Genomic DNA, 15040 nt, shown 5'->3' on the forward strand with positions numbered 1-15040 from the left:
GACCGATGACGCATCCCGCCACCACCGATCGCTCCGCCGCCACCGACATCGAGAACCGGAAGGAGCCCGAGCTCAGCAAGGACCACGGGCGCGCGGTCCTGTCGCTGCTGATCGCCGTGGTGGTCGGCGGGTTGGTGTCGATGGCGGGACTGACGGCCATCGGAACCGTCGAGTGGCCGGCGTTCAACTCCTCCAACGTGACCCGGTCGCTGACGACCGCCGGACAGGTGCTGGCGATCGCCATCCTGGTGGTCGCCGCACTGCTCTATCGCTACGGCAAGGGCCGACTGCTGGTGCCGGTGCTGTCGGCGGCCGCGATGTCGGGCTTCGTCACGGTGACCATCGGAATGCCGCTGGGCGCGACACGTCTCTACCTCTTCGGACTATCGGTCGACCAGGAGTTCCGCACCGAGTACCTCACCCGCATGACGTCGAGCCCGCACCTGGCGGACATGACCTACACCGATCTGCCGCCCTACTACCCGGCCGGCTGGTTCTGGTGGGGCGGCCGGTTCGCGAACCTGCTCGGCCAGCCCGGCTGGGAGGCCTACAAGACCTGGGCGATCGTGTCGATGGCGGTGGCCGCGGCCGTCGGCGTCATCCTGTTCATCCGCATGTTCGGCGCGGATCGCGGTGTCGCGCTGGGCCTCGCGGTCACCACCGTCACGTTGCTGTACGCCTCGCCGGAGCCGTATGCGGCCATTCTGGTGCTGATCGGCGTACCCATGCTGATCACGCTGACCTACGCGCTGCGCGGACGAACCCGAGCCGTCGACGGGCCCATGGGTCCGCTCTTCGGCGCGACGAGTTGGCCCGCGGTGGCGGCGTCCGGTGTGTTCCTGGGGATCTCGGCCGCGACCTACACGCTCTACACCGGACTGTTCGCCCTCACAGCTGTCCTGCTGGCCGGTTACTTCGCCGTCCAAGGCTGGCTGAGCGCGTCGAACAAGGCCACGCCGTCGGCCACGGTGACAAGCCGCCGGCGCGGTGTCGTGCTCGCGGTGATCGGTCGTCTGGTCGTCGTCGGGGTCCTCTCCGGCCTGATCGCCCTGCTGGTGTGGGCGCCCTACCTGTGGGCACGCCTGACCAACACCCCTGCCAGCGGTGGGACCGCCGAACACTATCTGCCCGAACGCGGTTCGGTGCTGCCGCTGCCGATGTTCGGGCTGAACCTCGTCGGCGCGATCACGATGATCGGCCTCCTCTGGATTCTGCTGCGCTTCCGCACCCGCACCGTCGCACTGGCCATGGGCGTCACGGTGGTGACGGTCTATCTTTTCTGCCTGCTGTCGATGCTGATGACCGCCCTGGGCACGACCCTGCTCTCGTTCCGTCTCGAGCCGATCCTGGTGGCCACACTGAGCGCGGCGGGCGTCTTCGGTGTCGTCGACCTCGCGCATGCGGCGGTACGGCGCTTCGGCGACGTTCGTGTGGTCGTCGGTGCACTCGCCGTCCTCTCGGCAATCGCGATGGCACAGAGCATCCCGGGTCATCTCGCCACCGAGATCACCACCGCCTACACCGACACCGACGGATACGGCGAACGCGCCGACGCCCGCCCGGCCGGCGCCGAGTCGTACTTCGCGGAGCTGGACAAGCTGATCGGTGAACAGACCGGCCGGCCGCGCACCGAGAATGTGGTCCTCACCGCCGACTTCGGGTTCCTGTCGATCTACCCGTACTGGGGATTCCAGGGACTCACCTCCCACTACGCCAATCCGCTGGCCGAATTCGACAAGCGCGCAGCCGCGATCGAGCGTTGGGCGAAGAGCGAGAACGCCGACCAGCTCGTCGACGCGCTCGACCGATCCCCCTGGACCCCGCCGAATGTCTTCCTGTTCCGGTACAGCGCAGACGGTTACACGCTCCGCCTCGCCGAGGACGTCTATCCCAACGATCCGAACGTGAAGCGCTACACGGTCACCTTCGACCCGGCGGTGTTCGACGACCCGCGCTTCCAGGTCACCGAGCGCGGCCCGTTCGTGCTCGTCGTCCGGAAGTGATGGTGATGCGACTCCCGTTCCGTACCGCGCGACCGATGACGATCACCCGGGTCGACGGCGATTCGTCGACAACCCATTTCGTCTCCACCGACGTCGTGAACTGGGTGCTGCTGGAGCAGGACGGCGAGCTGACGCTCATCGACGGCGGTTATCCGGGCCAGGCCGCCCAGGTCGTCGAGTCCATCGAACGGATCGGCCGCAAGCCCGAGGACGTACGTGGCGCGCTCCTCACCCATGCTCACGTCGACCACCTGGGTGGTCTCGTCAAGCTGCAAGCGAAGTATGGGTTCGACGTCTACATGGACCCGGTCGAGGTGGATCACGCGCTGCGCCGTCACCTCCAGCAGGCGAACGCGCTCGATCTCGCCCCGCAGGTGGCGAACCCCCGCCTGTGGGCGTGGCTGGCCAAGACCACTCCGCTCGGCGTCCTCAGTCGTGCGGGTCTCGCCCAGGCGTCGGGGTTCTCCACCGGTGGGCACCGCCCGCTCGACCTCCCGGGCGCACCGGTCCCCGTGGCGAGCCCCGGCCACACCGACGGCCACAGCGCCTACCTCGTCGCCGACGGCCGCGCCCTGGTGTCCGGCGACGCACTGGTGAGCGGACACGAGATCTCGTCGATCACCGGGCCGCAGTGCATCCCGTCGCTCTTCCAGCACGACGAACCCACCGCGCGACGCAGCGTCGAACGGTTCACCGAGCTCGATGCCGACATTCTGCTTCCCGGTCACGGCCCGATCGATCGCGGCGGTGTTGCCGCGGCCGCGCGGGCGGCGCTGTCGCGCTGAGCTCCGCCAGGACCGGTCCCACCGCTACTCGAAGCCGACGAACGTCGCGGCCTCGGCTACCGACTTGCGTTCGGAGACCACCGCATTGGCCGGGAACGTCTCATCCGGCCAGCCGAGCGCGATGCTCTTCATGATCACCTGATCGTCGGGGATCCAGGCATGCTCGCGAACAACGGGCGACTGCATGATGCCCTGGCTGTTGATGACCGCGCCGAGACCGCGCGACCAGGCGGCGTTGACCAGCGCATTCGAGACCGCGCCGCAATCGAACGGGGTGTCGTCGCTGCCGTCGAGGATGCGGTCGTAGGTCACGATCACGCAGACCGGGGCGTCGAACTGGCGGAACCCCCGCAGCACCCAGTCCTGCCGCATCTCCATGTCCTCGCGGGCGATGCCCATCGCGCCGAACAGTTGCTTCGCCACCTGGACCTGACGGTCGCGGTGCGTCCCGGTGAACTTCTCCGCGCCCGTCCGGAACTCTCGGGAATGGGGAACGCCGGCCAGGTTGCGCTCGGTGTTGCCCGCGCGGATGCGATCCAACGGTTCACCCGTGATCACGTGGAAGTTCCACGGTTGTGTGTTCATCGACGACGGGGCTCGCATGGCGAGGGTGAGGATCTCCTCGATGAGCTCGCGAGGCACGGGGTCGGAGGTGAACCCGCGGGTACTGCGACGTCCCAGAACCACTTCGTCGTACTGCATCGTCGATCTCTCCTCGCACGCCTCGAACACCCGTAGTCGCGGACGGCGATGCAGGACCACACCGTCCGACGACCGGTGAACACGTTACCGCCGACCGGCCGGATGTCTCCGTTTCCGGTGTCATGCCCGGCCGACCAGGCCGCTTCCCTACTCCCACCCGCTCCGATCGTGCTCCTTCGCGCGACTAAGGGTAGGTTTGCCAGGCAAGCTGTCGGGACCGGAGGAGGGGCCGAGTCCCGCGCGGCGTGGCACCGTTGCCCGGGCTCGAGTTCGCCTGGCCCGTCCATGACCGTCGACGTTTCCCGCTCCGCGGAAGTTTGAGGACATGAACAGCCATAACCCTCCCGAAGTCCGGGTGACTCCCACCGGCGCCACGGCAGTCACCGACCTTCCGGGCGTCGGCGCCGCCGACACCGCAGCGGCCCGATGGCGAGCCGTCGCCGCGGTACGTGGTGAGGCCGTCGCACTCCAGACCCCCGAGCAGTCCATCACGTTCGCCGACGCCGCCTCCCGGGTCGACGACCTCGCGCGCACGATCGTCGCCACCACCGATCCGGGCCGACCCGTGGCGGTGGAGATCGAATCCGACATCGACTCGGTGATCGGGATGCTGGCGGCGCTGTGTTCGGGACGCCCCCTCGTCCTTCTCGACCCGTTCCTGCCGCCGGACCGACGCGACGTCGTGCTGGAACGGTCCGGTGCCCATGTCCTGGACACCGCAGCCGATGCCCGAGAACCAGGTCAGACGCGTATCGCGGACCAGCCCGGCCCTGAGGATCCGGCGGTCCTGCTGTTCACCTCGGGCTCGACCGGCACCCCCAAAGGCGTGGTGCTGGCGCAGAAGATGCCGGTCAATCACGCCCGGGACGGCCGTCGCTTCCTCGGCATGCGACCCGACGACCGCGCCGTCGTCCTGCTACCCCTCAGTTTTGGCGGCGGCCTCGACGCGCTCGCGATGAGCTTGCTCAACGGGTCGACCATGCTGCTCTGGGATGTCCGCCGCCGCACCACGACCGGGCTTCGGGACTGGCTTGTCGCACAGGAGGCGACCACCGCGCACTGCACCCCGTCGCTGCTGCGATCCTGGCTGGGTGAGCTGTCGGCCGACGACGCCGTCGAATCCCTGCGACTGCTGTCCACCTGCGGTGAGCCGACGCACCGCGCCGACATCCAGCTGGCCCGCGACACGATCCTGACCGACGGAGTCTTCTGTTGCTGGGCAGGCGCATCGGAGGTCGGCAACCTGGCCTTCAACCTGTTCCCGCCCGAGCGGGACGTCGAGCCCGGCGCCATCCCCGTGGGCGTGCCGGCGTCGGACAAGCACGTCCGGATCATCGACGCGGACGGCAACGATCTGCCGGTCGGCAGCACGGGCGAGGTCATCGTCGAATCCGGCCATGTAGCGTCCGGTTACCACCAGAATCCGGAGCTGACGGCGACGCGGTTCATCGGGTTGCAGGACGGCCGGACACGTTATCGCACCGGTGATCTCGGACGCTTCGACGAGTCCGGCGAACTCGCGCTCCTCGGCCGCAGTGATGACGCGATCAAGATCCGCGGGTACCTCGTCGAACCGCTCGAGGTGGAAGCCGCCATCCGCGCGCTGGTCTGGACCACCGACGCGGTCGTCACCGCCAACCGCGACGAAGCACGGCTGACCGCCCACGTCGCCGTGGACCCCGAGAAGTGGTCACCCTCCCCGGCCGAGATCCGGCAGGAGCTCGGGAAGACGTTGACCCCGTGGATGATTCCGCGCGACATCATCGTGCTCGCCGAACTTCCGCGCAACGAGCGCGGCAAGGTGGACCGGGCGGCCCTGCCGCCTCCGCCCGCACGTCCGGATCACGAACCGCCCCGCGGGATGACCGAGATGGCGCTGCACCGGTTCTGGTGCCAGATCCTCGGCCTCGAATCCATCGGCCGGAACGAGGATTTCGTCGAACTCGGCGGCGACTCGCTGGCCGCCGCGAAGATGCTGGCCGAGGTGCAGCATCACCTCCAACTGGACGTCAACACCGCGATGCTCGCCGAGGCGCCGACCATCGCGCTGTTCGCCCAGCGCATCGAGTCGGCTGCGAAGGAGCGGTCGGCGAATGCGTCGGGGGCCACCCTCATCCCGCTGCGACAGGGCACGGGCCGGCCGATCTTCCTGGTGGCCGGCGCCGGTAGCCTGGCGACCAGCCTCACCCCGGTCGTCCGAGCACTGCAGACCGACCGGCCGGTCTACGCGATCCAGTCGCGTGGCGTCGAAAAGCGCGGCCGCGCTGATCATTCCGTGCGCGCCGCGGCACGACGCGCGATCGCCGACATCCGATCGGTGCAACCCGACGGTCCGTACCAGGTCGGCGGTTACTCTCTGGGCGGGTTCGTCGCGATGGAGGTCGCGGCGCAGCTGACCAAGGCCGGCGAGACATGCGATCCGGTCGTCGTGCTGGACTCGCTCTTCGACCCGGCACTGGCCAAGCGTGTTCGTGGTGAGAAGGTCGGGATCGTCGGACGCCTGCGTGCGCTGCGCGGCGGTGCCCGCGACACCGCCCTGCCCGACCGCACCGGGGACGACCCCACGCCCGCCCGCGAACCACTCCCCCAGCGAATCGTGAAGGAGCTCGCGCTGGCCGTCCTCGTCCCCACTGCCGGGATGGTCGAGCTCCCGACGCCGGTGCAGTGGATCGTGTTCTTCCGGTTGGGCACCAGGATGATCCGCCGGTACCGGCCCCGGGAGTACAGCGGTCCCGTCGGTGTCATCCGCGCCCGCACCAATACCGATGACCCGGGCCTGTGGCGGCGGATGTCGACCGGTGCCGTGACCTTTCACGACGTCTCCGGCGACCACATCTCGATGATCCGCGCACCCCACGCCGCCGACACCGCCAGGGCGATCGACGAGGTGATCAGCTCCGCCGCTCCCTCCGCTACAGCCGCTCCCTGAGGAGCCCTGCGCTCTCTGAGCTGAGGGAGCGAGTCGACGCCCCCTCTGCTCCCTGAGGAGCGAACTTGCGAGCGTCACGAAGGGTCTCTCGAGTCGTCTCACCAGGACCCTTCGAGGCTCGTCGCTATCGCTCCTCGCACCTCAGGGAGCAATGGGTGTCGCTTCTTTCGGATCATGGAGGGTTGTCGTGCGGCTCAGCCCTCTTCGGCGCGGAGTTTGATGTCGGCCAGACGGCGATCCCAACCACGGCCGATGGTGTCGAGCCGATGGGCAACCCGCGACAACTGTGCACCTACGGCTTCGTAACGGATCTCGCGGCCGACACGTGAGGACGTCACCAGTCCTGCCTCGGTGAGGACCCGAAGGTGTTTCGCGATCGCCTGCCTGCTGATCGGGAGTTCGGCCGCGAGATGGGACGCGGACGCGGGTTCCGAACCCAGTCGCGTGAGGATCTGCCATCGGCTCTCGTCGGACAGCGCGGCGAAGACCTCGACGGGAGCGACGTCAGGCATGCACGCCGCCGAGATGTGTTCGGGCCAGCTCGAGTTCGATGGTCCATCCCTCGTTGTTGCCGTCGAACCGTGCGCGTCGCTCCGCTTCCGTTCCCGGCAGCGACGAGAAACCGGACTCCACGACCTTGAGGAGCACGCCGGAGTCCGCCGGCGTGATCCAGAACTCGACGAGCGTCGAATCCGATTGCGGATCAGCGGCATCGGCGAGCCATCGAAACGCCGCGTATCGCGGCTCGTCGAGTTCGACGGTGCGGAAGGTGAAGGCGCCGTGGACCGGGTCGTGGATGGTCGACAGGTCGCCGTCGCGTTCGATCCGGTGCTCGGTGATCGCCTTGTCGTTGATGAACCATCCCGGTTCGCTGACCAGAGACCAGACCCGGTCGGCGGGTGCGTCGATCGCGATCTCGCGCTCGATCCGGTCGAATTCTCCTGTCGCCGAATCGGTCACGTCATGTGTGGTTGTGTTCTCGCTCATCGATACTCCCTCGCCTAAGTTGATTGCTGCAACTCCATAGTTGCAGTAATCCGGAGGTTCTGCAACCCTACGGTTGCGCTAGTCGATGAGTTCTGGACTCGCGAGTCGCTTGACGGCGGCTGCCCGAGGCTGACAACTAACCACTGGCGGGGCGAGATCCAGCCGGAGCCTGCCCGCCGGGACCGCCCGCTCCTCCGGCCATGCCGGTGGCGGCTTGCTGGGTCACGCTGCCGGCGTAGTCGTTGCCGGGATCGCGATAAATCGTATGGACGTGTCCCCAGCCCGACGTCGTGATGCCCTCGACATCGGCACCGGCGGAACCCTGCTGCGCGGCGAATTCGATGTACACGTCGGGGCCGGAGATCTGGAAGTAGATACCGTCACCCTGTGTCATGTCATAGGCGGTGGCTCCCGACCAGTTGATGTAGGTCTCGTCGAGCGTCGCTTCGATCTCGGCGAGTGCCTCGGAGGTGGTCTCCTCGTCGGACAGGCCCACCCAGTTCGCGATGACGTCGAGCAGCAGCTTCTTCTGCTCATCCGTCAGATCAGCGCCCGAAATTCCTGTCCCCGTGGGGTAATCACAAGTGCTTCCGGGAGCGCACACCATGTTCGCGACGGTCGACCCCTGGTACAGGACTGCCTTTTGTTCGTCGGTCAGGCTGTCGTAGAACGCGAACGCCGTGGTGTAGATGCCGTCGAACGGTTGGACCTCCTTGCCGTCTGAATCCGTGTACACCGCCGGCTGGATACCCAGATGTGTGGGAGCGAAGGTGATCTCACCGGCCGCACCGTCGATCGTGGCGTTGATGCCGAGATGGTGCCCGCCGAACTGGATCTCCCAGGCACTCGAATCAGACGGATCGCCGAAGAAGGCGATGTAGTACTGGCCGAGCGACTCCTCCGTCGAACTGCTCTTCTCATGAAGATATTCGTCACCGCCCATGATTCCGGTGACGGTGGCGTAGCCCTCGTCGCTGAGGAGCGCTTCCAGGACCTTCATCGCGGCGGCCCGCTGCTCGTCGGACAGATCCGCGAGGTTCACCCCGGCGCGGTCGACGAAGGTGACCGGGAAGTTCGACCACGACGTCGTCTTGGTCTCGTCGTCGTAGTCGTAGGTGACCTGCTCGTGTTGTTCATCGGACAGGGTGGCCAGGAACGCCTGAGCGGCTTCGGCGGACGACGAGATCGTGGTGGCGGTGGTTGTCGCGTCTTCGGTGGTGATCGAGGAGGACACGGACGAAGACGCAGAGGTCGATGCCGATGACGTGCTGGGAGCGTCGGTGGTGCAGCCACCGAGGAGCAGGCCCCCGGCCAGCAGCGCCGACACGATGGCTACGTGCACGCGGCGAGGATCAGAGGCAGGGGCAGAGGCAGAGGCAGAGGTTCGCTTGTGCACACGACGAAAGCTATCGGCGCCCACTGCTCCCTCCCTGGGAGAAACCTGGACGGTTCTTGGGAACCGTGCCGCTTGGTCAGCCGACCAGATCGACGAGCCGGCGGATCGCGAACTCGTAGCCGCGGATGCCGAAACCGGCGATGACCCCGGCGGCGATCGGTGACACATAGGAGTGATGCCGGAATGCCTCGCGCCGATGGACGTTGCTGATGTGCACCTCGAGGATCGGGACATCGGGGACGACGAGCGCATCGGCGAGGGCGACCGAGGTGTGTGTCCATCCCCCGGGGTTGATGACGATGCCGCTGATCTCGCCGACGGATTCGTGGATCCAGTCGAGCATCTGCCCCTCGTGATTGGTCTGCGCCGCGCGTACACCGAAACCGAGCTCGGCGGCGGTGCGCTCGGCCAGGTCGACCACGTCGGCGAGGGTGTCCGAGCCGTAGACGGCGGGCTCCCGGGTGCCGAGGGTGTTCAGGTTGGGGCCGTTGAGCAGCAGGATCGGCAGACGGTCGGGCACCTCGGCGTCGGACATGGCGTTCACCATACTGGCCCTGACCTGGCGATCGGCGGTCCTGCGTCGCCGCGGCGCGGCCTTTGACACCCGCCCGTGGTGCCCGCACCGCCGCCCACCGGGGCGGGACATCCCAACGGCTACCATCTCTCTTTGTGCCAGCGCAGACCGTTCGACGAGCGAGGATCGTCGCCATCGTCACCGGTCTGCTCGGGTTCCTACTCGCTCTCGCGACCCCACTCATGCCGGTGTCGCAGCGAACGGCCGAAATCGACTGGCCGCAGAACGGTCAGATCGGTTCGGTGTCGTCCCCGCTGATCGGTTACACGCCCGTCGACCTCGACGTCTCGATTCCCTGCACTGCCGTGAACGACCTGCCGCCCGGTGGATCGGTGCTGCTGTCCACCACGCCCAAGCAGGCACCGAAGTCCGGTGAGCGCGGCCTGTTCATCCGCAAGACCGGTGCTGCCGATGCGCCCCTGGACCGGCAGGGCGTCGAGGTGGTCATCCGCAACGTCTCGCTGGTGTCGGCGACGCTGCAGGACATGCGCGACCAGGGGTGCCGAGAGATCGTCGTGCACGCCGATTCCGACGCGGTGACCGCCGAATTCGTCGGCATGACGAGCGGCACCCGAAACGAGGACGGCGAGGACGAACCACTCGCCGGCACGACCGAGGACAAAGAGGCCTTCAAGTACTCGTCCGACCAGCGCCCCCAGGTGACCGGCCTCTTCACCGATCTCACCGGGCCGGCGGCCGACATCGCGGGACTCGACGCCCACGTCACCATCGATTCGCGCTACAACACCGCGCCGACCATCTCGAAGTGGCTGGTCGTGATCGTCGGAGTGGCGTCGACGCTACTGGCTCTGTCCGCTCTGGCAGCACTGGACTCGACCGACGGCCGACGGCATCGTCGGATCTTCCCGGCACGGTGGTGGCGACTCAATGCGCGCGACTACGTGGTGATCGGCGCGCTGATCGTGTGGCACATGATCGGGCCCAACACCTCCGACGACGGTTACCTCCTGACCATGTCGAGGGTGGCTCAGGACAGCGACTACACCGCGAACTACTTCCGCTGGTACGGCGCACCCGAGGCACCGTTCGGCTGGTACTACCAGGTCTTCGGACTGCTCAGCCACGTCTCCGTGGCCAGTCCGTGGATGCGTCTGCCCGCACTGCTGTGCGGAATCCTGGTGTGGCTCATCGTGAGTCACGAAGTTCTTCCCCGCCTGGGACGTGCCGCACTGACCCGCCCGATGGTCGCCTGGACGGCGGCGTTCGCGTTCCTCGCGTGCTGGTTCCCCTTCAACAACGGCCTACGGCCCGAACCGATCATCTGCCTGGGCGCCCTGCTGACCTGGTGTTCGGTCGAACGGGCCATCGCCACCGGTCGCATGCTGCCGGCCGCCGTCGCGTGCCTGATCGGAGCGTTCAGCATCGCCGCCGGCCCGACGGGCCTGCTCGCGGTGGCGGCACTGATCGCCGGCGCACGCCCGATGATCATGGCGCTCATCAAGCGAGCCCGCGTCGTCGCCGAACTGTCCTCCGCTGACACCGGATCCGCAGGATCGGCATCCGGCGATCCCGAGACCGCCGACCGCGATCGCAAACGCTCGCTGCGATGGTCGTTCGTGGCGCTCATCGCGCCTATCCTCGCCGCCGGAACCTTCGTCGTCTTCGTCGTGTTCTCGAACCTGACCCTGCGGTCGTTCGTCGAGGCATCGAGCATGAAGTCGGCGCTCGGGCCGTCGATGAGCTGGTACAACGAGATCGGTCGCTACTCGGCGCTCTTCGCCTTCTCTGCCGACGGTTCCATCGCCCGTCGGTTCGCGGTACTGGCCATGATCCTGGGCTTGGTCGTCTCAGCGGCAGTGCTGGTCCGCAAGAACCGCATCCCCGGCACCGCCATCGGCCCGACCCGCCGCATCGTCGCGATCACCTTCGCATCGCTGGTGTTCCTCATGTTCACGCCCACCAAGTGGACGCACCACTTCGGCGTCTTTGCCGGAATCGCGGCCGCCCTCGCCGCGATCGCGGCCATCGCCGCCAGCCAGCAATCCATGCACTCGAGGCGAAACCGCACCCTGTTCTGCGCGCTCGTCCTATTCATCGGCGGTCTCGCCTTCACCGCGCCGAACTCGTACTACTACTACTCCGCGTGGGGCATGCCGTGGGGCGTCGAGCAGGTCAAGATCGGCGGCATCATGCTCGGCAGCGTGCTGCTCTACGCCGCGCTCGCCCTGCTGTTGGTCGCGCTGTGGTTCCACTTCCGTGAGCCGTTCACCGGGACCGATCCGCACGTCGAGGAATCCACCGGCGCCGACGCCGCGCATCAGCGGTGGTACCGACGACTGGTCGCCTCGATGGCGGCCGCCCCGCTGGCCTATCTGGCGATGGCGGTGGTCGTCTTCCAGATCGTCACCGCGATCTTCGCCGGAATCCACCAGAGCTCGTCGTACTCGGTACCCCGGTCCAACTTCGCCGCCGTCGCCGGCAACCCGTGCGGGATGGCCGACAAGGTCTGGGTGGAGTCCGACCCCGACCGCGACATGCTCCGCCCGGTCGACCCGACGCTGCCCAACCCTCTCGGCGGACCGCCGCCCGCACCGGGCAGCGCGCCGTCCACCTCGGGATTCTTCCCCAACGGTGTGCCGACAGCACTCGAGTCGACGGCCAGCGAGGGGTCGCTGGGTGTCCTGTCCGGCGACGTCTGGCAGTCCCCCGACATCGTCAACTCCAACCCCGGCGGTACCGGCGGCGGCGAGATCGCCGAACCCGGGATCAACGGCAGTACCGCGGCGCTCCCGTTCTTCCTCGATCCCGCCTCGACGCCGGTCATGGGCAGCTACTCCAAGCTCGACCAGGTCCCGGCCCGCCTCACCTCCGGGTGGTACGCGCTGCCGCCGGATTGGCGGGACCGCCCGCTGCTCACGATGTCGGTGGCCGGTGAGTACGACAATCCGAACGTGATGCTCGAGTACACCGCGGACCCGATCGGTCCCGACACCCGCGATGCCGACCTCGAGGCCGCCGGCGACACCGAACTCATCGACCCGGGCCCGCGCCCGTCGTGGCGCAACCTGCGCTACAACACCGACGAGCTGCCGTCCGACACCACCGCCGTGCGGATCGTCGCGACCGACGACAACCTCGCCGAGGACCGGTTCATCGTGCTCACCCCGCCACGGATCCCGCAGATGGACACCCTGCAGGACGTGGTCGGCAGCACCGATCCGGTCCACATCGACTGGACTTCGGGCCTGGCGTTCCCGTGCCAGCGCCCGTTCACCCACGACGTCGGGGTCGCGGAGATCCCGAAGTGGCGCATCAAGCCGGGCTCAGACCTGGCAGCCGCGGTGTCGGCGTGGCAGAACCGCTTCGGCGGCGGCCCCCTCGGCTGGCTCGAGGTCTCCCAGCAGGCGACGGCGGTGCCGACCTATCTGATGGCCGACATCGGACGCGACTGGGGCGCCCTCGAACGCTACGAGCCATACGGCGACGTCGACACGCTCGCCGAGATCGAGACCGGCACCGCCACCCGCAGCGGACTGTGGAGTCCCGCGCCGTTGCGGCACTGACGGTTAGGCGGCCCGGTCGCCGCGGTGGTAGTCGGCGAGGCGATCTGCTTTGCCGTCACCGGTGGTCGGTGAGTATGCGTGCGAGTTCTGCTTCGACCGGGGTCAGCGGTGGGCTGGTGAGGTGCTCCGGCGGTGTTCGCGGATGGACCAGTTCGCGATAAGCGAGTTCGAGACGGAGGCCGCGGTCGCCGTAGCCGACGGCATCGGGGCGCCCGCTGCTCCCTGAGGAGCGCCCGGAGCTTGCGGAGGGCGCGTCACGAAGGGTTGGGCGCGAGTCATCGCCGGACCTGGTGGCAGGTCCGTGGATCTCGTTGCGCACGGTGTTCAGGTGTTCTGCGAACCGCCGGGGTATGTCGGGTCGGCGGTTGAGGCGCTCGGGGTTGGGCGGTGCACCGGGTTCGGCGTTCAACCGCCACAGGCAGCGGCCTTCGTCGGGTCCGGACCGGGCGATGCGGGTGGTGTACTGCCCGGGCTGGTCACCGACCATCCGGTTATGTCGCGGGCAGGCCGGGGCGAGGTCGTCGATGTCGGTGAGACCGCCCTTGGCCCAATCCCTGTGGGCGTGATGCATGTCGACCTGGGTGGCGGGCTGATCACACCCGGGTGCCGAGCACACTTCCCCGTCGGGGCGGGCGAAAGAGACGAGGCGCTGTTCGCGGGTGGCCAGACGTCTGCCGCGCCCGAAGTGCAGCGGCACAGTGGTGGCGTCTTTGAAGATCGCCAACCACGGCTGGACGTCACCGGCCATCGCGATCAAGTCCCGGATGGGCAGCAGGGTTCCGGTGGCGGTGGTCGCGAGTCCGGCTTCGCGGACGAGGTCGCCGAGGTCGGCTTTGATGATCAGTTGGACGGGCAGGCCGCGGTGCGAGGTGCCGAGTGCGCCGTCGGCGAAACCTGCGGCGAGTGCAGCGTCGAGCGCGTCGTGATTGGACTGGGCGAGGGTGCGGCCGTCGCGGTCGGCTGCGGTGGCCAGGGCGTCGGGGTCGGCGGCACCGGCCGGCCCGCTGGGCGAGGCGGGGTCGTCGGGGTTGTTGAGTCCGGGTTTGCCCCACACGGCGAACATCATGGTGAGTCGGGCGGCGAGTGCGGGTGTCAGGGTGCCGGAGATCTTGGCGGTGCCATCGGCGCGTTGCCGACCGATCCACAGGCCGCGGCGTCGTTTCTGGTCGGTGTCGTCGGTCAGGGTGCCGTCGGGGTCGAGGTGGGCGAGCAGGCGGGCACCGAGTTGGGTGATCTCAGCGGGGGTGTGGTCGGTGGCGATCTCGGCCATCTGCCGCTCAGCGGCGACCTTGATGTCGTGGTCGACGGCGACCGGGATGCGGTCGAGGACATCCAATGCGGCCTGCACGTGCGCGGTGCCGACCGCGCCGTGTGCGAACGCTTCGGCGAGGCAGGGGTATTCGGGTGGGAGGACCTCGCCGCCGAGGCTGGTCCGGTGGGCGGTGGCGTCCATCTGCTTACGGCGGCGCATCGGGTTCGACACTCGTAGCTGGTGCGTCATGTACTGCATGAGGGTGCGGCAGCCGGCCTTGCGGGGCAGGTCGCGAGCGACGGCCTGATCGATCTGCCGGTCACCGGCAACGGTCAGACGAGCGATGGCGCGTTCGGTCTCCGCGGCCACCTCAGCGAGTTCGGCATCGGTACACGGCGACAGATCCACGGTCTGCAACTTGTCGAGGGTGCGGTGGAGATCGGCCACCAACTCGACCACACGAGGCGAAGGCGCGTCGGTGCCGACGACCTGCTGGGAATCGAACATGACGGTCACCTCCCCCGAGAACCCGTGCTGCGAATGTACGTTCGACTGTACACGAAAGAAGGGTAAACGGCAGCTCGAAATACGTTGTCCAACAGAATCTTTGCTGCGCGGAGTTGCCACCTTAAATTGTCGGTGGTTGCTGGTAGTGTCCGCCCGCGGGCGAGAACTGTCTTTGCAGTGCGGAACCCTTCGTGACGCGCCCTCCGCAAGCTCCGGACGCTCCTCAGGGAGCAGGGGGTTGACGCGCCCTCCGCAAGCTCCGGCCGCCCCTCAGCAGCTGTGGCCTGACGGCCGTCGTGGACTGCGAAAGAACTGTTGTGCTCGGAGCGGGCCCACTTACTGCTCCCAGAGGGAGACCGGAGCCTGCGGAGGCCGTCACCA

At 67.9% G+C, this 15040-nt stretch carries 10 protein-coding genes; 4 read left to right on the forward strand and 6 right to left on the reverse strand.

All coding sequences use genetic code 11. The features are described from left to right. Positions 1 to 5 precede the first annotated feature (5 nt). Positions 6 to 2003 carry a galactan 5-O-arabinofuranosyltransferase gene (locus Q9R39_RS12265; RefSeq protein ID WP_311277560.1) on the forward strand — a complete coding sequence of 666 codons (1998 nt, stop codon included), beginning with the start codon at positions 6 to 8 and terminating at the stop codon, positions 2001 to 2003. Between the two features lie 5 nt (positions 2004 to 2008). Further along, positions 2009 to 2788, forward strand: coding sequence for an MBL fold metallo-hydrolase (locus Q9R39_RS12270; RefSeq protein ID WP_058251128.1), 780 nt, complete (start codon positions 2009 to 2011; stop codon positions 2786 to 2788). Between the two features lie 24 nt (positions 2789 to 2812). On the opposite strand, the gene Q9R39_RS12275 is transcribed toward Q9R39_RS12270, so the two are convergent. After that, complete coding sequence (locus Q9R39_RS12275) at positions 2813 to 3490, reverse strand: nitroreductase (RefSeq protein ID WP_058251127.1); 678 nt, start codon at positions 3488 to 3490, stop codon at positions 2813 to 2815. Between the two features lie 325 nt (positions 3491 to 3815). Between Q9R39_RS12275 and Q9R39_RS12280 the strand changes: the two genes are divergently transcribed. Continuing rightward, entirely contained in the window at positions 3816 to 6419 is a 2604-nt protein-coding gene (locus Q9R39_RS12280) for an alpha/beta fold hydrolase (RefSeq protein ID WP_311277561.1), read from the forward strand. 194 nt (positions 6420 to 6613) lie between these two features. On the opposite strand, the gene Q9R39_RS12285 is transcribed toward Q9R39_RS12280, so the two are convergent. The 4 genes from Q9R39_RS12285 to aroQ form a co-directional block, all read right to left on the reverse strand. After that, complete coding sequence (locus Q9R39_RS12285) at positions 6614 to 6931, reverse strand: metalloregulator ArsR/SmtB family transcription factor (RefSeq protein ID WP_068971647.1); 318 nt, start codon at positions 6929 to 6931, stop codon at positions 6614 to 6616. Beyond that, on the reverse strand, positions 6924 to 7406 hold the full coding sequence (locus Q9R39_RS12290; RefSeq protein ID WP_058250947.1) for an SRPBCC domain-containing protein: 483 nt from the start codon (positions 7404 to 7406) through the stop codon (positions 6924 to 6926). The genes Q9R39_RS12285 and Q9R39_RS12290 overlap by 8 nt, the downstream gene beginning before the upstream one ends. Before the next feature lie 136 nt (positions 7407 to 7542). Beyond that, positions 7543 to 8748 carry a DUF3500 domain-containing protein gene (locus Q9R39_RS12295; protein WP_058250946.1) on the reverse strand — a complete coding sequence of 402 codons (1206 nt, stop codon included), beginning with the start codon at positions 8746 to 8748 and terminating at the stop codon, positions 7543 to 7545. A gap of 130 nt (positions 8749 to 8878) precedes the next feature. Continuing rightward, complete coding sequence (gene aroQ, locus Q9R39_RS12300; protein ID WP_311277562.1) at positions 8879 to 9337, reverse strand: type II 3-dehydroquinate dehydratase; 459 nt, start codon at positions 9335 to 9337, stop codon at positions 8879 to 8881. A 134-nt stretch (positions 9338 to 9471) separates the two neighbouring features. Here aroQ and Q9R39_RS12305 point away from each other — a divergent pair, with 134 nt between their 5' ends. Continuing rightward, on the forward strand, positions 9472 to 12900 hold the full coding sequence (locus tag Q9R39_RS12305) for an arabinosyltransferase domain-containing protein (protein ID WP_311277563.1): 3429 nt from the start codon (positions 9472 to 9474) through the stop codon (positions 12898 to 12900). 55 nt (positions 12901 to 12955) lie between these two features. Here the strand turns inward: Q9R39_RS12305 and Q9R39_RS12310 are convergent, their stop codons facing one another. Then, on the reverse strand, positions 12956 to 14659 hold the full coding sequence (locus tag Q9R39_RS12310; RefSeq protein WP_311277564.1) for a DUF222 domain-containing protein: 1704 nt from the start codon (positions 14657 to 14659) through the stop codon (positions 12956 to 12958). Positions 14660 to 15040 lie beyond the last annotated feature (381 nt).

Source organism: Gordonia sp. AC31 (assembly GCF_031844505.1).
GTDB lineage: Bacteria > Actinomycetota > Actinomycetes > Mycobacteriales > Mycobacteriaceae > Gordonia > Gordonia hongkongensis.